The sequence below is a fragment of the Mesorhizobium sp. M0968 genome (assembly GCF_040319065.1).
GTDB lineage: Bacteria > Pseudomonadota > Alphaproteobacteria > Rhizobiales > Rhizobiaceae > Mesorhizobium.
The window spans coordinates 32537-52799 of record NZ_JAMYNL010000029.1; the positions used below are offsets into that span (position 1 = coordinate 32537).

15 protein-coding genes, 3 pseudogenes and 1 riboswitch are annotated in these 20263 nt (G+C 61.0%); of the genes and pseudogenes, 8 read left to right on the top strand and 10 right to left on the bottom strand.

The window, feature by feature from the left end:
- Positions 1-63 precede the first annotated feature (63 nt).
- The 4 genes from NKH67_RS29150 to NKH67_RS29165 all read right to left on the bottom strand — a co-directional run bounded on the left by NKH67_RS29150 (position 64) and on the right by NKH67_RS29165 (position 5016).
- A complete protein-coding gene (locus tag NKH67_RS29150) occupies positions 64-276 on the bottom strand; it encodes a hypothetical protein (protein WP_353032368.1) in 213 nt (70 codons plus the stop codon).
- 139 nt (positions 277-415) lie between these two features.
- Positions 416-1873, bottom strand: coding sequence for an NAD-dependent succinate-semialdehyde dehydrogenase (locus NKH67_RS29155; protein WP_502893826.1), 1458 nt, complete (start codon positions 1871-1873; stop codon positions 416-418).
- A 508-nt stretch (positions 1874-2381) separates the two neighbouring features.
- The gene (locus tag NKH67_RS29160; RefSeq protein ID WP_353032370.1) at positions 2382-3803 is read right to left on the bottom strand and encodes a M16 family metallopeptidase; all 1422 of its coding nucleotides are present in this window, start codon (positions 3801-3803) and stop codon (positions 2382-2384) included.
- Positions 3804-4761: 958 nt separating this feature from the next.
- The gene (locus tag NKH67_RS29165; RefSeq protein WP_353032372.1) at positions 4762-5016 is read right to left on the bottom strand and encodes a hypothetical protein; all 255 of its coding nucleotides are present in this window, start codon (positions 5014-5016) and stop codon (positions 4762-4764) included.
- A 345-nt stretch (positions 5017-5361) separates the two neighbouring features.
- Here NKH67_RS29165 and NKH67_RS29170 point away from each other — a divergent pair, with 345 nt between their 5' ends.
- Positions 5362-5574 (top strand): cold-shock protein, encoded by a 213-nt coding sequence (locus NKH67_RS29170; RefSeq protein ID WP_023679670.1) that lies wholly within the window; start codon positions 5362-5364, stop codon positions 5572-5574.
- A 226-nt stretch (positions 5575-5800) separates the two neighbouring features.
- Here the strand turns inward: NKH67_RS29170 and NKH67_RS29175 are convergent, their stop codons facing one another.
- Both NKH67_RS29175 and NKH67_RS29180 read right to left on the bottom strand, forming a co-directional pair.
- Positions 5801-6265, bottom strand: a complete 465-nt coding sequence (locus NKH67_RS29175) for a Ros/MucR family transcriptional regulator (RefSeq protein WP_353032374.1) — start codon at positions 6263-6265, stop codon at positions 5801-5803.
- A 493-nt stretch (positions 6266-6758) separates the two neighbouring features.
- The gene (locus tag NKH67_RS29180) at positions 6759-6920 is read right to left on the bottom strand and encodes a hypothetical protein (protein ID WP_167391251.1); all 162 of its coding nucleotides are present in this window, start codon (positions 6918-6920) and stop codon (positions 6759-6761) included.
- Here NKH67_RS29180 and NKH67_RS29185 point away from each other — a divergent pair.
- A pseudogene (locus NKH67_RS29185) lies at positions 6907-7908 on the top strand (IS256 family transposase); the annotation flags it as partial. The gene NKH67_RS29180 and the pseudogene NKH67_RS29185 sit on opposite strands and share 14 nt — an antisense overlap.
- A gap of 309 nt (positions 7909-8217) precedes the next feature.
- On the opposite strand, the gene NKH67_RS29190 reads toward NKH67_RS29185, so the two are convergent.
- Positions 8218-9435, bottom strand: coding sequence for an IS110 family RNA-guided transposase (locus NKH67_RS29190; protein WP_352516397.1), 1218 nt, complete (start codon positions 9433-9435; stop codon positions 8218-8220).
- A gap of 265 nt (positions 9436-9700) precedes the next feature.
- Here NKH67_RS29190 and NKH67_RS29195 point away from each other — a divergent pair.
- The 3 genes and pseudogenes from NKH67_RS29195 to NKH67_RS29205 form a co-directional block, all read left to right on the top strand.
- Positions 9701-9916, top strand: a pseudogene (locus tag NKH67_RS29195) (transposase); the annotation flags it as partial.
- Positions 9917-10066: 150 nt separating this feature from the next.
- A complete protein-coding gene (locus NKH67_RS29200; RefSeq protein ID WP_353032376.1) occupies positions 10067-10369 on the top strand; it encodes a DUF982 domain-containing protein in 303 nt (100 codons plus the stop codon).
- Between the two features lie 811 nt (positions 10370-11180).
- Positions 11181-12236 carry a cytochrome-c peroxidase gene (locus tag NKH67_RS29205; protein WP_353032378.1) on the top strand — a complete coding sequence of 352 codons (1056 nt, stop codon included), beginning with the start codon at positions 11181-11183 and terminating at the stop codon, positions 12234-12236.
- A 354-nt stretch (positions 12237-12590) separates the two neighbouring features.
- Here NKH67_RS29205 and NKH67_RS29210 read toward each other — a convergent pair.
- Both NKH67_RS29210 and pdxR read right to left on the bottom strand, forming a co-directional pair.
- Positions 12591-12668 (bottom strand): annotated as a pseudogene (locus tag NKH67_RS29210) (MOSC domain-containing protein); the annotation flags it as partial.
- Positions 12669-12826: 158 nt separating this feature from the next.
- Complete coding sequence (pdxR, locus tag NKH67_RS29215; RefSeq protein WP_353032388.1) at positions 12827-14332, bottom strand: MocR-like pyridoxine biosynthesis transcription factor PdxR; 1506 nt, start codon at positions 14330-14332, stop codon at positions 12827-12829.
- Between the two features lie 74 nt (positions 14333-14406).
- On the opposite strand from pdxR, the gene NKH67_RS29220 reads away from it, so the two are divergent.
- From NKH67_RS29220 to NKH67_RS29230, 3 genes are read left to right on the top strand one after another with little or no spacing between them, the layout of a single operon-like run.
- Positions 14407-15639, top strand: coding sequence for a trans-sulfuration enzyme family protein (locus tag NKH67_RS29220; protein ID WP_353032380.1), 1233 nt, complete (start codon positions 14407-14409; stop codon positions 15637-15639).
- A gap of 52 nt (positions 15640-15691) precedes the next feature.
- The gene (locus NKH67_RS29225; RefSeq protein WP_353032382.1) at positions 15692-16594 is read left to right on the top strand and encodes a dihydrodipicolinate synthase family protein; all 903 of its coding nucleotides are present in this window, start codon (positions 15692-15694) and stop codon (positions 16592-16594) included.
- A gap of 34 nt (positions 16595-16628) precedes the next feature.
- Positions 16629-16865, top strand: coding sequence for an FMN-binding negative transcriptional regulator (locus NKH67_RS29230; RefSeq protein WP_353032384.1), 237 nt, complete (start codon positions 16629-16631; stop codon positions 16863-16865).
- Between the two features lie 79 nt (positions 16866-16944).
- On the opposite strand, the gene metE is transcribed toward NKH67_RS29230, so the two are convergent.
- The gene (metE, locus tag NKH67_RS29235; RefSeq protein WP_353032386.1) at positions 16945-19290 is read right to left on the bottom strand and encodes a 5-methyltetrahydropteroyltriglutamate--homocysteine S-methyltransferase; all 2346 of its coding nucleotides are present in this window, start codon (positions 19288-19290) and stop codon (positions 16945-16947) included.
- 95 nt (positions 19291-19385) lie between these two features.
- A riboswitch (cobalamin riboswitch) is annotated at positions 19386-19586 on the bottom strand.
- Positions 19587-20263 lie beyond the last annotated feature (677 nt).

Sequence of the window (20263 nt, forward strand, 5' to 3'; positions counted from 1 at the left end):
CTGTACCGGCGCGGCAGTCGGCCGAAGAACAACTGAGCTACTGACAATCGGAAGGTAGCAGGTTCAAAATTCTGCCCCAGAAACCGGATATTGCGCACAGCCAGCGTTCACGATCGCGATGGTGAACAAGCTTCCAACCAGACCCGCGCAAGGACAGCCCGTCGCCTGAAGATAGTCGGCGAGGGCCGCCAAATCCCTCGCAAGCGTATCCTCCGTCACATGCACGCCGTCTTCGCCGACAAAGCAGACGCTTGTCTCGTCGAGAGATAAGTCCAACCAGGGTGCTCCTTCAGGAGCGTGTTTGCTCGGGTACGGAGCCGCCCCTCAGTTCCCAATCGAGGAGCGATCCTACAATTCACATATTTGGAGATCGCTCGCTAGGTTACCCGGTCTGTGAACCCTGCAAGCCGAAAATTCAGATGCCACCCATGCAGAGATATTTCATTTCGAGGTAGTCCTCGAGGCCATGGCGGGATCCCTCCCGCCCGATGCCGGACTGTTTTATCCCACCGAACGGGGCCGCTTCTGAAGACATCCGGCCGGTATTTACCCCGACCATTCCATATTCCAAGGCCTCGGCCACACGCCAGACACGCTTCAGGTCGGAGGCATAAAAGTAGGCCGCGAGGCCGTAGATCGTGTCGTTGGCCTCACGCACGACCTGATCCGCATCTTTGAAGCGAATAATCGGGGCCAGCGGCCCGAATGTCTCTTCTTGCGCGACGGTCATCTCGCTGGAGACACCGGTCAGGACTGTCGGTTGGAAAAACGTGCCATTCGTGCCGATGCGTTTGCCCCCGCAGCGAATTGCGCCGCCTTTGGCGACGGCATCGGCAATATGGGATTCGATCTTGGCCAATGCATGCTTGTCGATGAGCGGTCCGATGTCCACTCCGGGAGCGAAACCATCACCAACTTGAAGTTGGCGAGCCCGTTGCACGAATTTCTCGACGAACTCGTCGTGAACGCCCGACTGGACGTAAAGGCGGTTTGCCGAAACGCAGGTCTGGCCGGCATTGCGGAACTTCGCCTGGATCGCACCGTCAACCGCGGCATCGATATCGGCATCATCGAAGGCGATGAAAGGTGCATTGCCGCCGAGCTCAAGGCTGACTTTTTTGATCTGGTCCGAGCACTGGCGCATGAGCAGGCGCCCGATCTCAGTCGACCCGGTGAAGCTGATCTTGCGGACCTTTGGATTGGTACAAAGTTCGCGGCCGACCGCGTCACCTTCGGACGCATAGATCAGGTTGACGACGCCTTCGGGAAAGCCAGCCTGATGGGCGAGGGCGAACATTGCTCCCGCCACGAGCGGCGTCTGTTCAGCGGGCTTGAGGACGATCGTGCAGCCCGCCGCCAAAGCTGGCGAGATTTTGCGCGCCACCATCGAGGCCGGGAAATTCCATGGCGTTATCGTGCCAACAACTCCGATGGGCTGCTTGATTACCAGCATTCGGCGGTCCATCGATGGTGCGGAGATCGTCTCGCCATAGACGCGATTGGCCTCCTCGGCGTACCATTGCAGATACGCCGCAGCATGCGATATCTCCGACTTGGCTTCGGCAAGCGGCTTGCCCATCTCCGCGGTGAGAATCGCGGCGAGATCGTCGGCGTGGTCGACGATCAACTGATGCCATCGCCATAGAACGTCGCTGCGCTCACGTGCGGTCAGCCCTGCCCATCCAGGCTGCGCGACATAGGCCCTGTCGATCGCAGCGCATGTCTCCTCGACCCCCATGTCGGGTAGTTCTGCCAGCACTTCGCCAGTCGACGGGTTGAGGACCTCGAATGTCCGCTCGCTAGTCCGCGTGCCAAGTGCCGGCAGGCGATCAATGGGTCCAAACAGGTCGGGGGATCTCAGGTGACGGATCATCGGCAGGCACAGGGGCAATACCGGATTCCTCCTCAACGCAGCAGGTATATATAGCAGGTGCGGTGTGTACTCCGCGACGTCCGGGTTCCTTATAGGGCCTCGGCCAGACAGCTGGTAGACCACAGTACCCGACTGCAAGGGAGAATACCTGAATACGCTAAAAGATGCCTCGCGGTTCTACTAGTCGAACGAATGAACAACGGACATCGGCTTCGCCAGCCGCGCGGAGTGGATGCTGGTGGCCTGCGCCTACAATCTGCGGACCACGAATCGGCGACTCTATCCACTCGAAGAGAGGCTGGCCTGAGGAGGAGCGCAGCCCAATAATGACGCCTGAACCGGCAAATGCCTGGCAAGGCCCGCGAAAACCGATCCTCGCGGCTTTAAACAGATCCCGTTTAGCGGGCGAGCGCCCGCAAGATGAGAAAGAGGATGGAGAGGAACAGGGTGGCGAAGGCGCGCCGAGGGAAGACCGGCCGGCGCATTTGCATGGGGATGGAGCTCATGATCAATTCCCCGACTGTTGCTGCGGCAAAAGATAGCCTGTGGTCGAATGGTCGAGCACCAGATAACGCGCGGCGACGGCCTTGACCTCGTCGATGGTGACCTTGCGGACGCGGTCAGGCCTCTCGAGCACGTCCTTCACATTGCCACCGGTGGTGAGCGTCTTGCCATAAATGTTGGCGATGTGGTCCAGCTCATCGTGCGCAAAAATCACCGAGCGGATATAGCGGTCTTTGGCCTTGTCCAGCTCGTCGCTGGTGACGCCATCCTTGGCGATCCGGGCGACTTCGGCAACGGCCGCCGCTTCGAGATCGACGAGTTTTGCATCGCCGCGCGGCGAGCCGGAGATGGTGAAATTGGTGTCGTCTAGCATGGTGCCCTGGAAGGAGGCGCTGGCCGCCGAGGCTATGCCTTGCTTGACCACAAGCTCCTGATATAGCCGGCTGCGGTTACCGCCGCCGAGGATCTCGGCCAGCAGGTCGAGCGCCTCGGCCTCGCCGGGCTCTGCCGTATGATAGGACGGCACCACCCATCGAGTGGAAAAGCTCGGCACCGAAACGCGCGCATCAGTCAGCGTCACTGTGCGCCTGGTGTTCTGCTCCGGCTCGACCGGGCGGTTGCGCGGGGGCAGGTCCGGCCCGCGCACAACCTTGCCATAGGTCTTCTCGGCCAGCGCCTTCACCGTCTCAGGCTCTACGTCGCCGGCCACCACCAGCACGGCGTTGTTCGGTCGGTAGTACTTGTTGTAGATGGTGAATGCGTCGGTGCCCTTCAGCTTCTCCATCTCCTGCATCCAGCCGATGACCGGAATGCGGTAGGGCTGGTTTTGCCGCAACGTCGCGTTGACCTCCTCGTCCAGCAGAGCCTGCGGGTTCGTCTCTCTGCGCCAACGGCGCTCCTCCAGGATCACGTCGCGCTCGGTCTTGATATCATCGTCGTTGAGGATGAGGTTGAACATGCGATCGGCCTCGAAACCCATCATCTCACCCAACGCCGAGGGCGCCACCGTCTCGAGGAAGGTGGTGTAGTCATAGGCGGTGGAGGCGTTATTGTAGCCGCCGATGGCTGAGACGGCTCGGTCGAACTCGCCGGCGGCGTGGTTGGTCGTCGCCTTGAACATCAGATGTTGGAGGAAATGGGCAAGGCCGGATTTACCGGGTGGCTCGTCGGCGCTGCCGATCTTGTACCAGACCATATGAGTGACGATCGGCGCGCGGTGATCGGGGACGACGACCACTTCCATGCCGTTGTCGAGCAGGAAATCCGTCACTTTGCCGTGGTCGGTGGCGGCCAGAGCCGCAGCGGTCGTCACCAGGGCCAGCGCGGTGGCAAGGAACGCCTTGCGCAGCCAGGCGGACGATCGATGGCTTCGGTTGTGGTGGCTGGTCGAAAGGCAAGGTTCGAGGCAAAGCGATTCGTTCCTCATTTTGATGAAGTCGCTGCGTCCCCGTCTCCCCGCGTGGGAGGATCGGGGGGCAGCGCCGAGCCAAATGAACAAGCTCTTCATGGTGCCAGGCCCTACTCGAGCCTCATCTTTGGATGAACCCAGGAGACGTGCGGCAGTATTTCTTGGTGAGGTGATCATGGGACGGATTCTCCTTGGTCCGCGACGCCTTGCGGATGACCAAGCATGCACCGTGCCAGATCAGAAAACCGTTCGAGGCAGTGGACAAATCGGGCACTGCCATGTTGCCCATCCGACATTGTCGGACATCGGACAGGGCCGAACGCGACTCGCGCGCGGCTGAGAATATCTTCTTCGTTCGGAACACGATTGGGCGCGCTGCCGGGGAGGGGTATAGGATGCGCTTCGAATGGCCGCTGCGCTGCCGGTGAGAATGGAGATGTTGGTCGCCCCAGCGGAACCCTGTCCTCGACAGCCAGACCGGGTCGATGCTGAAGGGCAGAGGCGTGAGCAGCCCAGCCAACTCGAGCGCGGAGCCTGCTCGCGCGCTAGGACGGATCTGATCCAAAAATCAGCGAGTTGGGCGATATCCGCGAGGCGCTGGACAACGAAGATCGTAGGACTCGGGCGGGAAAAAACGATGCGGTTGCGCGCTTCTGGCGTAATGCGCCTGCCGCGAGGCCGTCCTGATGAGTTGCTGCGGGAAAGGGGAGTGGTTTGCGCGGGACCTTGGTCAAACGTGAGAAATAATCGTCGAGCTCGCCGTGGATGGGGGCATGCAGGCACGTTTGTCGCTGGAGGACAGCAGCACGGAAGCTGTCCGCGCTTGCCGTCGTCGCTGGGTACCAAACAGGAGAATTTGGCGGTCGCGATCGAATTCATCTGCGTAAATACCGCCTGGCTGTGCTCGGTTTGCCGGCGAACAGATTTTGCCTTCTTTGCGGCTGCAAACGCATCCCTGGCGGCGTGGTCCCTAAGGTCAAGAGCATCGGGTGAGTAACAGCCTGATCCTGCTCAATCTGATGCGCGCCAACCGCCTCGCCGGATTGTGGAACCGCTCGCGGGTAGCTTCTACCACAAACAGCAAGGTCATGAAATCAAGTAGGAAGTGGTCGATCGCTTGGGCGATTGTTTCTGACTTGCCCTTGAACTGGTCCAGCAAAACGCGCGCGTTATCGATCGCTTCCACGCTGGTGGCATCGATCAACCCCTCGACCCTCTTGAAACAATCCAATTCGAAACTCCTTCAAGCGCTTGCCAAGCCGTTATGCACGAAGGTAGCTCCGTGAACTACCCGGCCTTTGACCTGGCGGCACGAGCAGCGGTCGGCCTTACGTCCCGTGCCTCCAAGCACCAGCCATAGACGTGCCGCTGAGGAGCGTTGGAAGGATCGGGCGCTTCCGGCCATGCTCGAGCGGTAGTGTAGGACAGTGCTTGTTGGCGACTACGGCCAAAATGGAGTGCGCCAGCTGATCGGGGTTTAACAATTTTTCGCTTTTTGCTGCGCCCAAGTCTCGGCTATGAGTCGGGCAGGCCTGATGGCCTGCCCACGTTGCAATTGTTAAGGAGGAACACGTATATGCCGACTGGAACGGTAAAGTGGTTCAACAGCACCAAGGGGTTTGGATTTATCCAGCCCGACAATGGCGGTCCGGATGTTTTCGTCCACATTTCCGCTGTCGAACGCGCGGGCCTCTCGACCCTCGCTGACGGCCAGAAGATCAACTATGAGATCGAGCAGGATCGCCGCACCGGCAAGTCCTCCGCTGGCAGCCTCAGCAAAGCTGGTTGAAATTTTCTCCTGCGTCCTGGCAAGAGTGGGCGCGTAGGTCCGGAGGTCCTCACGGCCGCTCGAAGGAGCGAGCAAAAACTGAGGGCAGCAGATTGCTGCAGGCGTCGCGAATTCCTCATGAAACAAAGTTGTTTGAAAGGAAGGCGGGGTTGGCCCCGCCTTTTTATATGACGCGCAGATTAAGCCGATGGCTGCAACGCTCCAGAACGAATCTCGATTGCCGAAATCAAGCCGCGACCTTCTTGCGGGTTCGCTTCGTCGGCTCCGGTGCTTCCGGCGCTTTCGGTTTGCGGCCGAGCCCCATCGTCTTGGCCAATGACGAGCGCGCCGCGGCGTAGTTCGGCGCGACCATGGGATAATCCGCCGGCAGGCCCCATTTGGCCCGATATCCATCCGGCGTCAGCCCATAGTGGGTCGACAGATGGCGCTTTAGCGATTTGAATTTCTTCCCGTCCTCAAGGGAGATGATGAAGTCCGGTGTCACCGACTTCCTGATCGGGACTGCAGGCGTAAGGGCAACCGGCTCTTCTGCAGAGACACCTCCGGCCGTCCCTTTCAGAGCCGCGTGCACTTGGCCGATGAGGGCAGGGAGATCCCCCACCGGGATCGGATTGTTGGAGACATAGGCTGAGACGACATCGGCCGTGAGCTCGATGAGGGTGTCGATGTTTTTTTCGGCTTCTTCTGTCATGAAACTCTCCAGGCGGCGTGAAACACAGTCGGCGAAGCGTCGCTTCATAGTGGCGGTCGCCGCTGAAAGCAACAAAGGTCTCGACATGATTATTGCGATGCTCGCCTAGCGAGATTCTATGGCGCGGTATCCGCCGTCGTGACCGTTGATCCGCCCGTTGTTAGCGACCTGCCGCGGTCCTTGCGCATTTTCAGGCGCGTCTCGGCCGTAAGCTTTGCGCCGAAATGACCAGTGATCTCGAAACGAAGCAGGCTATTTCTGTTTCGCCATCCTCTTTTTGGCTGTGAAATCGGTGGCAGAGCAGTGGCCGCTTCCTGGTGGCGCGGGAGGAACTATCAAGCGTTGGTTCGCAATGGTCGAAACGATGTAGATTCATCCGGTGAGCCGCTCTCGCAGCAGGATGTTAGGGATTGGCCCGCTGGTAAACCGAGGACATCACGCCGCTGCATTGCCATTGAACCGCTATCGCTGTGACAACACATTGGTCGCGTCCCTACAGGTGGTGTAGCTCGGCGGTAGCGAAGCCGCTCGCGAGCGCGCCCTCGATAGCGCTGTAGCGAGCGAGCGGCTTTGCGGTGGTCATCGAAAGTTCGCCGGTAAGGTCGGGTTGCTGACACCAACCTGATTCGAAGGAACCATCGATGACCGACGACATGATGAACCTGCGCGCGCTCGTGGAGAAGACTCCGGATTCCGATCTCTTGCGCGAGATGATTGGCTTTGCCGCCGAGCGGCTGATGGAGCTGGAGGTTGGCGCCGCCACCGGCGCCGCCTATGGCGAGAAGAACCCGTTGCGCACGGCCCAGCGCAACGGCAATCGCGAGCGCGACTGGGAGACGCGCGCCGGCACCGTCGAGCTGCGCATCCCCAAGCTCAGGAAGGGCTCCTATTTCCCCGGTTTCCTAGAACCGCGCCGCATGGCCGAGAAGGCGCTGACCGCCGTCATCCAGGAGGCCTCCGTCCAGGGTATCTCGACCCGCTCGGTCGACGACCTGGTCAAGGCCATGGGCATGAGCGGCATCTCCAAAAGCCAGGTCAGCCGGCTGTGCGAAGACATCGACGGCAAGGTCAAAGCGTTCCTTGAAAGACCCATCGAGGGCGACTGGCCATATCTGTGGATCGACGCCACCTACCTGAAGGTGCGCCGCGGCGGCCGCATCGTCTCGGTCGCCGTCATCATCGCTGTCGGCGTCAACGCGGACGGCCGGCGCGAGGTGCTGGGCATGGAGGTCGGCACGTCTGAGGCCGAGCCGATCTGGACGGAGTTCTTGCGCAAGCTGACCCGCCGTGGCCTGCGCGGCGTCAAGCTCGTCGTCTCCGATGCCCATGAAGGCATCAAGGCGGCCGTCACCAAGGTGCTGTGCGCGACATGGCAGAGGTGCCGCGTCCACTTCATGAGGAACGTGCTGGCCCATGCCGGCAAGAGCGGGCGCCGCGTCGTCTCCGCTTTCATCGCCACCGCCTTCGCCCAGGAAACGCCCGAGGCCGCAAGCACGCAATGGCGCGCCGTCGCCGACCAGATCCGGCCGAAGGTGCCGAAGCTGGCGACAATCATGGACGACGCCGAGCCCGACGTGCTTGCCTACATGACTTTCCCCAAGGAGCACCGCGCCAAGCTGCATTCGACGGATGACATCGACAAGCCTGATTTCGACTTTTTCGACGGATGACATCGACAAGCCTGATTTCGACTTTTTCGACGGATGACATCGACAAGCCTGATTTCCCACGCGAGCGTGTCGAGACGCAGTCAAGGCTGGCCGGTGCGATGGCGCCACGGCCGGCTGCGAGGTTTCCAGGCCACGCCTTGACGGCGTCGAGCACGGCGCCATTCTGGAGCGGACCGAGGGCGTCGGTCGTGCCGCCACATTTCCTTGTGCTATATTTGTCCGGCACGGACGACCACGTAGCAAAGAGTGGTGCGAGAGGATGAGAGTGCCGCCACGCAGCCGTTATAGTCGTTCCTCGTTTGTGGCGTCCGTGCGCCGCTTCGGCCCTCGTGACCGCCAATGCCGAACCATTAGCTCGTAGGCACGTTCGGCATTCTCGGCCGCGGCTTTCTCGCTGTTTCGCAACTCCTTCACGTTGTAGGCGTAAGCCGAACCGCGGCGACCGACACCGCGCTCGCCCGGCGCGCCGGCCTTGAGAGCGAGCTGCCTCTGCTTTGCCGCCACCAGCGCCGGGCGAGCCCAGAAGTAGTCCTGCTCCTTTGTCAGCAGATGCCAGATCAACACGGCGAGCTTGCGGGCGAGTGCCACGGCTGCGACCTGATGGCCGCGCTTGTTACGGATGCGTAGGAAGAAGGCCCTGAGCGGTCCGGGCGCCTTCGCCGTCGCCCAGGCGGCCTCGACCAGCATGGCGCGGGCATGGGAACGACCATGTTTGCTGATCCGGCCATATTGCGCCAAGCCAAGACCGGATTGGCGCACACGCGGATTGAGGCCGAAGTAGCTCACCAGCTTCTGCGGTTCGCGAAACCGCCGGATATCGCCGACGGCGGCGATGATACCGCTCGCGACGATGGCATTGACGCCGGTGATCGTCTGAAGCCGCCGGACTTGCACATCATCAATCGCTTCCCGGGCGATGTCGCGATCGAGGTCGGCCAGATCCTCGGCCAGGCGGTCAATCTCGCGGATGTGGCGGGCGATGGCGGCCCGCTCGTCGTCGGGAAGCACCTGCCGCTCGAGCCAGGCGCGACCGCGATTGTTGAACAGATCGGCATGCGGGCACTTCGGCACTAGGTGCGCCTGCAGGATGCCATGCACCTCGTTCTTCACGCGCGTGCGATGCCGAACTACCTGGTTGCGCCGCGCGACGAGGCGGCGAAGCCGCTCGGTCCGCTCGTCAGGTACCCAGACCTCCGGCAGAAAGCCGCTGGCATGGAGCTGCGCCAGAACGCCGGCATCGATCTTGTCGGTCTTAATCCTGGCATGGGCGATCGCCTTCACCTGCATCGGGTTGGCGACAATCACCCGGCCGACATAGGGCGACAGAACCCGCACCACCGCCATGGCGTTGCCCGTGGCCTCGACGACAACCTCATCCGTCCGTCGCAAACTGCGGCCGAACCCTTCCAGTCCCGAGCGGGTCATGTCGACCCGTCCGTGATGGCGCAGCCGGCCGTCTTCCCAAACCACCACCTCCGCAAAGGTGCGGTGGATGTCCATTCCAATCACACGTCTCATCGGCTCCCTCTCCTCAAACAGTCGGGAGCCGGCGGGCGACGCGACACCTACGGATCCGCGCTCTCGGCGCAACCGGGCAGGTCGCAGGGGCGGCCAGCTACTAACGCGAGCTCGCAGCTCATCGAATACATCGGCCTGCCCGCACTTGGCGTGCTCCCGGTGCCCCTGTCCCGGATGGTCGCACCATACGCCGAAAATCGCTCATCTCCAGCGGGGATCGGATGGCACCGTCATGATCATACCGGTTACCAACCCGATCGAGCGCCTCAACGGCGAGATCAAGCGGCGCACCGAGGTCATCGGCATCTTCCCAAATGATGACGCCATCGTCCGCCTGGTTGGCGCGATCTTGCTCGAACAGAACGACGAATGGGCCGTGCAGCGCGCCAGGTACATGACGCTGGAAACCATCAGCCAAATGAGCGATGATCCGCTCATCAGCCTGCCAGCCGTGGCACGCTGATCAGCCCGGCCCCATGCCGGAGAGCGCGGCGACCAAGCCGTCAGCTACACCACTCCCTGGGACACGATCAACACATTCCGCAATGGTGGGCGGGTGTAGAGCAGGCGCCTGTTTACGCAAACTAGCGGTTCAGCAGGTCGGGAGGAACGAATGAGCTCAGGGACTTTCAGCAGTCCAGTTTTCGGAAGGCGTGCAGCGCACATCGTGCAAGAGATTGCCAGTCCTGCGGATGCTATCGATTTTCTCAACGAATGGCCAGAAGATCGCAGAGACCGGATCTACGAAGCCGCTCTCACGGCGTGCTTTGATGCATACAACGGACGAATACCTGCGAGCGCAGCGCGCAAGACTTTTTTCCGCTTTGGGGAACAGGTCGCCATATTGGAAGATGCAACCTCCACGATGCAATGGCTCGCTGCCTGCATGTCGGGCAGTGGAAAAGCGCAAGTGTAGGCGTCGCAGTCGTATGTGAGGCTGGGGCGGGTTACGCCGACGAGGTTATTGTATCGAGATTTCGCCGGCATCTGGAGCGTACTATAGCGAACAAACAATATTTTGCGCGCTATGGCGATGTTAATCATCTTGTTGTAAACCAGCTGTCTCGCGACAGGACTGCAACGCTTCCGGTGTGAAAATCACTGCGTGGGACTTGGTTCTCTCGAATTCATGACGGTAAATTGCCCTGTAATTATAGCAAAGCAGTTGGCCCATTGAAGCTGATAAACGAAGCCAAAATTGTGGTCCGTCGCCTGCCAATATTCGCTCGATGGAGGCTATAGGCCTCACAAGCCAATCAAAACAGCTACTCGGGCGCCCTTTGAAATTCGTGTAATTTTGCTCACCCGAAACGGCCCTCTACAGTCGAAATAAGATCGTCCCGCAAAGGTGCTACAAGACACTATCGCGGATCGATTTGGGCCCACGTCGATCTGGCGAAGGCAGGCGGAAGTCGAGCAGGACCTGCTGCGGAACAGATAACCGGCCCCAAACCGAATCGGACACGGTGGCCCCGATTTCTTCATAGTTGAAGGCGCAGAGAGAACCGAAGCACGGCTCCGGGCTCCGGCGCCGCCGCTTGCCGAGCAGCGATCCTCCGCCTCCCTGAAATCCAATCGAGAAGAGCGTTCAATTCCGGGACGGTCCAAGCTCTGCCGCGAAAACAGGTGTCAGACCACCCGGTCCTCTCCCGCAACTGATCTAGCGCAGGGCGTTCATGAGCCGCATATCCCAGAGTGGCTGCGTGCACGACGCAGCGAGATCATTTATGAAAATCCTATTCAGTACGATGGCTGTCCCCTTGCTGACAGCCATCGCTTTTGCTGCGGATTCGATCCCCGCAGACCTCAGAGAAACGGCACTGGCCACTTTCAAGGCTTTGCCACCCACCACGCCGGTAGTCGCTAACAACCCGATCACACCGGAGAAGATCGCCCTCGGCAAGGCACTGTTCTTCGATCCACGCGTCTCGGCGTCAGGCGTCTTGTCGTGCAACTCGTGCCACAACTTGGCCACCGGCGGCGACGACAATCATGAAACCTCGATCGGCCATGGTTGGCAGAAGGGACCGCGCAACGCGCCGACTGTACTGAACGCTGTCTTCAACATCGCCCAGTTCTGGGACGGTCGTGCCGAAGACCTGAAGGCTCAGGCGAAGGGACCGGTCCAAGCCGGCGTCGAAATGGCCAATACACCGGGTCAAGTCATCGCCACGCTCAAGTCGATGCCGCAATATGTCGAGTGGTTCGATGCAGCTTTTCCGGCTGAAGCCGATCGGGTCACCTTCGACAACTTCGCTAACGCAATCGAAGCCTTCGAGGCGACACTGGTCACGCCGGCCCCCTTCGACAGCTTCCTGAATGGTGATGAGCTTGCCATGACTTCCGAACAGAAACAGGGCCTGGCGCTTTTCATGGACAAAGGCTGCTCGTCCTGTCATGCCGGCATCAACGTTGGTGGGGAAGCCTATTACCCATTCGGCCTCGTGGAACAGCCCAGCGCCGAGGTCCTGCCGGAAAAGGACAAGGGCCGATTTGCGGTCACCAATGCAGCCGACGATTCCTATGTTTTCCGCGTGGCGCCGCTGCGCAACGTTGCACTCACCGCGCCATACTTTCATTCGGGCAAGGTTTGGGATCTGAAACAGGCCGTTGCCATCATGGGAACCACCCAGCTTGGCGTGGTACTGGCGGACGAAGAAGTCGACCTGCTTGTTGCCTTCCTCAACTCGCTGACCGGAAAGGCACCCGAGGTCGCCTATCCCATCTTACCCGCCGAAACGGCGACAACACCCCGGCCTATAACGCAGATCTTAGGAAAATAAACGGCCAGCTGACTGCGGAACATCGCAATTGACAATGATTGCGACTTTTACTGGACGAGACGAGTCGCGACGTCCATGAGAACGCAAATGGCTCGTTTCCAAAGTGCAGACACTGCTTCCGTCACCAGCTCGTTGCGATGGAATCATGTTTGGGATCTGGCGTGCGACATGCCAAGGAAGGCGTCTGACGCATGAGGCTCGCGCGCTGTCGATACCGCGCGGCGGCCGGCCATCGCGCTGGCGGCCGAATTGCCGCGCGCCGAAGTGATCGGCCCCCTTAGGGCGAAGGGGCAGCCACTCCGTCCTCCATGTCCAGCGATTCTGCTCGAGCCCACCTCGGCCGGCAACAAGCTACGCCTCCTCCAGATCCTCCATTTCATAGGAGGCAGCGGGCGCGATATGGATGTGAAGCAGCTTTCCTTGCCGGGTCATGCATCGCTTTCGGAAATTCGTCTCGCACGAAAATCTACCGCCAAACTGGCCTGATCAACAGCATGGTATGGCGTTTTCCCAGTCCAGTTGGCTTTGCAACGAAACGCGGTTCAGCCCAAGGGTCGGTTTCCTCGCCAGCACGCCACGTCCCCGCCGTTTTAGCCACCGTGTCCCGGCAACGCGTCTTGTACCTGCCTGACAACCGCTCGCAGGACCTCAACGCCCTTCTCGATCTGCCGAATGCTCAAGGCGGCATAGCCCATGACAAGCCCCACGCGATCGATGTGGCCTTCGTCCGACTGCCGCTCGTAAAGGGGCGAGATCAGGTGTAGCCCCAGGCCCGCGCCTCGGGCGGCTTCGACCAGGGTCGTTTCCCGCGATCGCGGCAGTTCGTCGAACCAAACGACGACGTGCAGACCGGCCTCTGCTCCCTGGACAGCGATGCGATCTCCGAAGCTGCGCCGCAAGGCGCCCAACAACGTCTCCCGACGCTCGCCGTTCAGCCTGCGCACGCGCCGCACATGGCTTTCGTAGCCGCCACTCTCGATCAAAGAGGCCAGAGCCTCCTGTTCAGCTACCGGCGAATGCCGGTCCGCGAATTGTTTGGCGGTTGCGAAGACCTCCTGCAATTCCGGCGGGACGACGAGGTAGCCGATACGCAGCATCGGCGAGAGCGTTTTGGAGATCGTGCCGAGGTAGATGACAGCCCCGTGGTCCTCGAGACTGTGCAGCGGAGGGACCGGATTGATGTCGTAGCGATATTCGCTGTCGTAGTCGTCCTCGATCACATAGGCGTTGTTGTGCCGCGCCCATTCCAGAAGCTGATGGCGGCGCGCGATCGGCATGACGCCGCCCAGCGGAAACTGATGCGATGGCGTGACATAGGCCAGTCGCGCCCCGATCCCCGCCAGCAACTCCGTCTTCATCCCGTCCTCGTCGACGGTGACGGGGATGGGCAAGGCACCCGTACTGGCAAAGACCTGACGCGCCATCCTGTAGCACGGGTCCTCGATGACGAAGCGGTCGGCACGATCGAGAAGCAGGCGAGCGCACAGATCGAGGCCCTGCTGCGAACCGTTGATGATGAGGATCTGCTCGAGGTCGCAGCTCAGCGTTCGGGCGCGCCAGAGATAGCCCTGGAGCGCCTGGCGCAGCCGGCGCGAGCCGCGAGGGTCGTCATAGGCAAGACGCAACGGGCGCTGCCCCATCGCCTCGTTCATCGCACGTTTCCAGACCAATGCGGGGAAGTCTGACGTCGCCAGGTCGCCATAGCGGAAATCGACCTTCAGCCCAGTCGGCAGATAATCCGGCCAGGGCGGCGTGACGCGCAGTCGGCCCCCATAGGCGGACAGAAGAACCGAGCCGACCCGTTTCGCAGGCGTGCGGCTTGTCTCAGGACCGATCAACGAAGATGCAACGCGGGGTCGTGCGCCTTGACGGACGTCGATGAAACCTTCCGCGGCCAGTTGCTCATAGGCGACCGTCACCGTCGTTCGCGAAACCCCAAGGTCATTTGCGAGGCCTCGGGAGGAAGGCAGCTGACTGCCGGTTTCGTAGACACTTCCTAGGATCTGCTCGCGAAGAGCCTCGTAGATCTGGCGTGCACCCATCGCGTGCGTGCGACCTGCAGAACCGGCACTTGAAGACTGGACCATTTCATTCATCGCCAACTGGATATTTCACATTGGCCAGTTTGCCGTCAATCTTTCGGAAACCCAAGAAAGATCTTAGAGGCCGAATGACCCGCTCCTATCAATCCGAAACCGATGCTCTCACGCGGTCGCTCAACGACACCGGTCCCGGATTCGCCACTCGGGCGATCCATCATGGCTACGATCCGACCGGCTTTTCCAATGCCGTTCAGCCGCCAGTCTTCTTGACCTCGACCTATGGATTCGAAAGCGTGGCAGCTAACGAGGCCGCCGCCGCGCTTGGCGGAAGGCTCTATGCGCGCGAATACAATCCGACGACGGAGATCCTCGAACAACGGCTTGCCAATCTGGAAGGAGCCGAGGCAGGTCTGGTCGTTGCCTCGGGGATGGCGGCTTTCGGGACGCTGATCCTGTCGCTCCTGTCCCAAGGGGATGAACTCATCGTCCACAGGACGCTTTATGCGAACACGCTTGCCATGGTCGAACAGGCGGTCCCCCGCTTCGGCATCAAGGTCGTCGCGGTCGACCTGTCCGATCCTCAAAATCTCGATGCCGCGATCACCGAGCGGACCCGGCTTGTTTTCTTCGAGACGCCGATGAATCCGCTGAGCCGCATCCTTGATCTCGCTGCCATTGCCGAGCGCGCCCACGCGCGCGGTGTAAAGGTTGCAGTCGACAGCACCTTCGCCTCGCCCGCGCTCCAGCGGCCGCTCGAACATGGGGCCGACCTCGTGCTCCACTCCCTGACCAAATACATCAATGGGCACGGCGATGCCCTTGGCGGGGCCATTCTCGGCGACGCGCAAACGCTCCGCACGCTGCACGAAACGGGCCTGCGCTACATCACCGGCGCAGCGCTCTCGCCCATGTCAGCCTTCCTGATCCTGCGCGGTCTGAAGACGCTCACGCTGCGCATGGAACGGCACAGCGCCACTGCCCTTGCGCTGGCTCAGGCGCTCGAGGCGCACCCGGCGGTGGCATGGGTGAGTTATCCCTTCCTCGACTCGCACCCTGATCAGGTGACGGCGCGAAAGCAGATGTCCCAAGGGTCGGGCATGTTGGCCTTTGGCCTCCACGCTGGGTTCGAGGGCGCGCGGCGGATGATGGACCGGCTCAACCTGATCACCCGGGCTGTCAGCCTCGGCGATGCCGACAGCCTCATCTATCATCCGGCAAGCCTGACCCGTGCTCGTCAGCCGATCCGCAAGGATGCGCATCTGGCCGATGGAGTCGGCGAGGACCTCATGCGTCTCTCGGTGGGTCTTGAAGACGTCGATGACCTAGTCGCCGACCTGCGGCGGGCTCTGGACGCCTTGTGATGACCTGTCGTCCGGCCAGTCCTGCGCTCACGCACAAACCTGGAGCCTTGCCATGGCATTCCTGAGCGGTCTTTCCGCGTTTCCCATCACGCCCGCCGATCGTGACGGCCGCGTCGATACCGTTGCTCTGCGCAAGCTGATTGCCAGGCTTTGCGCCGCTCAGGTCGATTCCATCGGTCTTCTCGGCAGCACCGGCACATACATGTATCTGACGCGCGAGGAACGGCGACGGGCGCTCGCCGAGACCTTGGACGAAACCGGGGGACAAATGCCGGTCGTGGTGGGTGTGGGCGCGCTGCGCACCGACGAAGCAGTGAGGCTCGCGCAGGACGCTAAGGCCCTTGGGGCTGCCGCGGGGTTGCTTGCCGCCGCCTCTTACACCCCGCTCACTGATGACGAGGTGTTCGAACATTTCTCCACGGTGGCGCGCGAAAGTGGCCTTCCGATCGTCATCTACGACAATCCAGGAACGACGCATTTCCGTTTCACCCCAGCACTCGTCAGCCGCCTGGCAAAGGTGCGGGGGATCGTCGCTATCAAGAATCCGACAGACAAGGGCGATGCGATCAAGAGCCATCTGGCCGACCAGAGGCGCACTGTGCCGGAAGGGTTCTCGATCGGCTACAGCGGCGACTGGAACGCCGCAGAGGCCATGATCGCCGGCGCCGACACATGGTACAGCGTCCTCGCCGGCATCCTGCCCGAGGTCTGCGTGAAGATCGTCACGGCGGCGCAACAGGGCGATGCGGCCGAAGCGCGACGGATCGATGCCACGCTTGCGCCGCTCTGGAGCCTCTTCAAGGAGTTCTCGAGCCTTCGCGTCGTCTATGCACTTGCCGAATTGCTCGAGATTTGCCGTGCCGACCCCCCGCGTCCCATCCTGCCTCTGCCCTCAGCAGCGAAGCGCCAGATCGCCGCCGCGTTGGAACGCTTGCCATCGGATGTCAACCGGTGAATAGCGAACCCGGCGGCCAGTGAAAGGAACTGTCATGTATTTACCCGCGCATTTCGATGAACCGAGCCGAGAAGTCCTCTACGAACTGATCGAGAACAGTGCACTTGGCATGCTGATAACCCATGGCCGGAGCGGTCTCGACGCCAATCACATCCCCTTCGAACTCGACCGTCACAGGGAGAAAACGGTACCCTTTACTCCTGCGCGATTAATACACGTGCCGAAGGAAAGTGCACATTCTCGCTCGAGTGACTTATTTCAAAGGATGTGATCGCGTTTTGGCACATTCACGGCCGACATGCGGCAGCCGGTCACTCACCACATGGTGAGCAACCAGGAAACCCTCCGGCCTACACTTTCTCCCGGAGCGCGCGTGCTGCAGCAACCATGTTCATGAGGGCAGGGCGGACCTCCTCCCATTTGCGTGTTTTGAGGCCACAGTCCGGGTTTACCCACAGTTGGGCATCCGACAGTCGCTCGCGGGCAAGCATGACGAGATCCGAAATCTCGCCGACTTCCGGGACGCGTGGTGAGTGAATGTCATAGACTCCGGGACCGATTTCGTTCGGATATTTGGAGCTCGTGAAAGCGTCCAGCAGCTCCATTTTCGAGCGCGACGTCTCAATCGAAATGACATCCGCATCCATTTCAGCGATCGCGTCGATGATCTCGTTGAACTCCGAATAGCACATGTGGGTATGGATTTGAGTCGCGTCCTTTACACCCGTTGAAGCGATCCGGAAGCATTCGACAGCCCAGTCGAGATAGTCGTTCCAATCAGACTGGCGCAGTGGCAATCCTTCGCGAAACGCGGCCTCATCGATCTGGATCATCCTTGCGCCGGACCATTCGAGATCCGTCACTTCGTCGCGGATGGCGAGCGCGATCTGGCGGCATGCTTCGGAGCGGGATACGTCGTCGCGAACAAAAGACCAGTTGAGAATGGTCACTGGGCCTGTGAGCATTCCCTTCACAGGCTTTTCCGTAAGCGACTGGGCGAATTGCCACCAGCGCAGCGTCATCGGATTGGGCCTCGATACGTCGCCGAAGATGATGGGGGGGCGCACGTAACGCGACCCATAGCTCTGCACCCAGGCATGCTGGGTGAAGGCGAAGCCGGACAGCTGCTCGCCGAAATGCTGTACCATGTCGTTTCGTTCGAACTCGCCGTGCACCAGCACGTCCAGCCCGATCTCTTCCTGCCAGCGAATTGCAGCCTCGATCTCCTTCTTCAGGAAGGTCTCGTAGTCGACATAGCTCAGCTGGCCCTTCGCATGAGCGGCCCGCGCCCTGCGTACCTGCGGCGTCTGCGGGAAGGACCCGATGGTCGTCGTCGGGAACGGCGGCAGCCCCAGCGTGCCGGCCTGGACTCTGGAGCGCTCGGCAAAAGCGCTCTCTCGTCGCTTCATGCTGTCGTCAATGCTGGCGATCCGCCCCTCAACAAGCGGGTCATGGATCTTCGTGGATGTCACGCGGGTGGCGGCAGCCTCGGCAGACGCTTTCAACGCGCCTGCCACCGCATCCGTGCCTTGGGACAGGGCCTGGGCCAGCAACACCAACTCGTCGGTCTTCTGGGCCGCGAAGGCGAGCCACGACCTGATGTCCGCGTCGAGTTCCGTCTCCATCCGCAGGTCGATCGGCACGTGCAGCATCGAGCAGGAAGGCGCGATCTCGACGCGGTCCAAGGGCCAGCCGGCGACGATCGGTTTGATGCGGTCGAGAATGGCGGGCAGGTTCGCACGCCAGACGTTGCGGCCATCGATCAAGCCAAGCGAGAGCACCAGATCCTTCGGTGCGAGCCGACCCACGGTTTCCAGCTGCTCGGGAGCGCGCACGAGATCAATATGCAGCCCGGCCAGGGGCAGAGAAACCGCGGTTTCGAGATTGTCTCCCAGCGGCCCGAAATAGGTAGCCAGCATGATCTTCAGCTCGGGCGCGGCTTTCGACAGCTGGCCATAGGCGAATTCGAACGCAGCTCGTTCGTTCGGGTTCAGATCGAGGACAAGCGCTGGCTCATCGATCTGCACCCAGTCGGCTCCCGACAGCTTCAGCCTCTGCAGGAGTTGCTCGTAGACGGGCAGCAGCCGCGGCAGGAGCGCGATGGGATCGAATGCTTCGGCAGGCGATTTCGCCAGCTTGACGAAGGTGATCGGTCCAAGGATGACTGGGCGTGTGTGAATGCCGAGAGCTTTAGCCTCGAGGAAGTAGTCGACCGGTTTCGTCGACGAGAGGGCGAACGTCTGATCATCGTCGAGTTCCGGCACAATGTAGTGATAGTTGGTGTCAAACCACTTGGTCATTTCCATCGCGGTTACATCAGGCCGATGAGCCGCCTGCTGGTGACCAGCGTGTCCACAATCCTCCGTCTGACCCTGGTTGCCGCGCGCCATTGCGAAGTAGATGTCAAGTGGGACCTCGCCGCTATTCCAGCCGTAACGGGATGGAACGGCGCCGACCATGGCTGCGGTGTCGAGCACATGGTCGTAGAGCGAGAAGTCGTTCGACGGGATTTTCGACACGCCGCGATCGTGCTGCTCCTCCCAGCTAGCGGCACGGAGCGCCTTCGCGGTCGTGAGAAGGTCGGCAGCGGACGATTTTCCGGACCAGTAGCTTTCAAGCGCGAATTTCAGTTCTCGCCGACGACCGAAGCGGGGCACGCCGAGCGTTGCTACAGGAATTTGCTGAGAGACAGTCATGCCAGACCCCGATGGTTGGGGCGTCGGTGACAAGGAAGGCGCTAGCAGGCCGGCACGAACGCCAGGCTGCAGCGGCCACCGAGACACCCCGCCCGTGGACGTAATTCGCCGTGGCAGGTCTCCTGGCTCGCGGGGTCATAGCCTCTACCCGTCTTCCCAAGGCTATTCGCCTCAGTGACATGAGTGGGGTTGGCTCGCCGCTAACAGTTGCGGGGGCAGCGCCGGCATCGCACCGGCTTCCCTCTTAGCTCCGCTGCGGCAGCGCCGTACGGAGAACCACGACGCGGGAGACAATTACAGCAGTTCGCTTCTTTGTCAACGCCGCATAAAGAAATGTTTATGTCGTTATGTTAAATTTCCGATGGCATGTTCCAAAGGTCGCCTCGAAAGCGAAAAAAACTGTGGAAGCCTTGAGCGGCCGGTAAATCAAAGCAATGACGCACGGCGCCCTTGTCCAGGAGGATAGGAGTTCGTCGGCTGCCGGCAGCAAACATACCGGCAAGCGCCGTGGTGCTGCTTAGCGCATCATGCGAACCACCTCGGCGTCGAACTTCGGCTCCGACGTTCCGACCGCTTCGTTGGTGATCTGCTCGCGACCATATTCGGCTCAATGGCGAGGCTGTTGCCCATGTGGAAGCTGTTGGCCGTGATGCCCTCGGTGATATGACACAACGATTTCGGGGGGAGCACACCGAGGCCAGGCGCAGCGGCGTGTTGCGAAGTGATCGAGGCCAATGTCTCGAACTGCTTGTTCGCAGCCCACCGGCTCAAGGTAACCCGGCTCAAACCACCGGGCCAGCTCAAGTCCTGTCCAAATGAGGCCTGTCAATGCCGCTCGAATTTTCCCCAAAAGTGCCGAAGTAAAATTCCCCAGTTTCGCCGCTCAGGCTGTCGCGGAGGGGTGTCCATTTTTCGGTGGCCGGCCGCGCGGCCGCGATGGTGGATTTAATGTCGGCGGCGTGATGGAGGCTTT

Bases quoted from the DNA above. Each gene is read 5' to 3' on its own strand.
- NKH67_RS29155 (WP_502893826.1), bottom strand. From the start codon at position 1,873: ATGATCCGTCACCTGAGATCCCCCGACCTGTTTGGACCCATTGATCGC.
- NKH67_RS29160 (WP_353032370.1), bottom strand. From the start codon at position 3,803: ATGAGGAACGAATCGCTTTGCCTCGAACCTTGCCTTTCGACCAGCCAC.
- NKH67_RS29170 (WP_023679670.1), top strand. From the start codon at position 5,362: ATGCCGACTGGAACGGTAAAGTGGTTCAACAGCACCAAGGGGTTTGGA.
- NKH67_RS29175 (WP_353032374.1), bottom strand. From the start codon at position 6,265: ATGACAGAAGAAGCCGAAAAAAACATCGACACCCTCATCGAGCTCACG.
- NKH67_RS29180 (WP_167391251.1), bottom strand. From the start codon at position 6,920: ATGTCGTCGGTCATCGATGGTTCCTTCGAATCAGGTTGGTGTCAGCAA.
- NKH67_RS29190 (WP_352516397.1), bottom strand. From the start codon at position 9,435: ATGGACATCCACCGCACCTTTGCGGAGGTGGTGGTTTGGGAAGACGGC.
- NKH67_RS29200 (WP_353032376.1), top strand. From the start codon at position 10,067: ATGAGCTCAGGGACTTTCAGCAGTCCAGTTTTCGGAAGGCGTGCAGCG.
- NKH67_RS29205 (WP_353032378.1), top strand. From the start codon at position 11,181: ATGAAAATCCTATTCAGTACGATGGCTGTCCCCTTGCTGACAGCCATC.
- pdxR (WP_353032388.1), bottom strand. From the start codon at position 14,332: ATGAATGAAATGGTCCAGTCTTCAAGTGCCGGTTCTGCAGGTCGCACG.
- NKH67_RS29220 (WP_353032380.1), top strand. From the start codon at position 14,407: ATGACCCGCTCCTATCAATCCGAAACCGATGCTCTCACGCGGTCGCTC.
- NKH67_RS29225 (WP_353032382.1), top strand. From the start codon at position 15,692: ATGGCATTCCTGAGCGGTCTTTCCGCGTTTCCCATCACGCCCGCCGAT.
- NKH67_RS29230 (WP_353032384.1), top strand. From the start codon at position 16,629: ATGTATTTACCCGCGCATTTCGATGAACCGAGCCGAGAAGTCCTCTAC.
- metE (WP_353032386.1), bottom strand. From the start codon at position 19,290: ATGACTGTCTCTCAGCAAATTCCTGTAGCAACGCTCGGCGTGCCCCGC.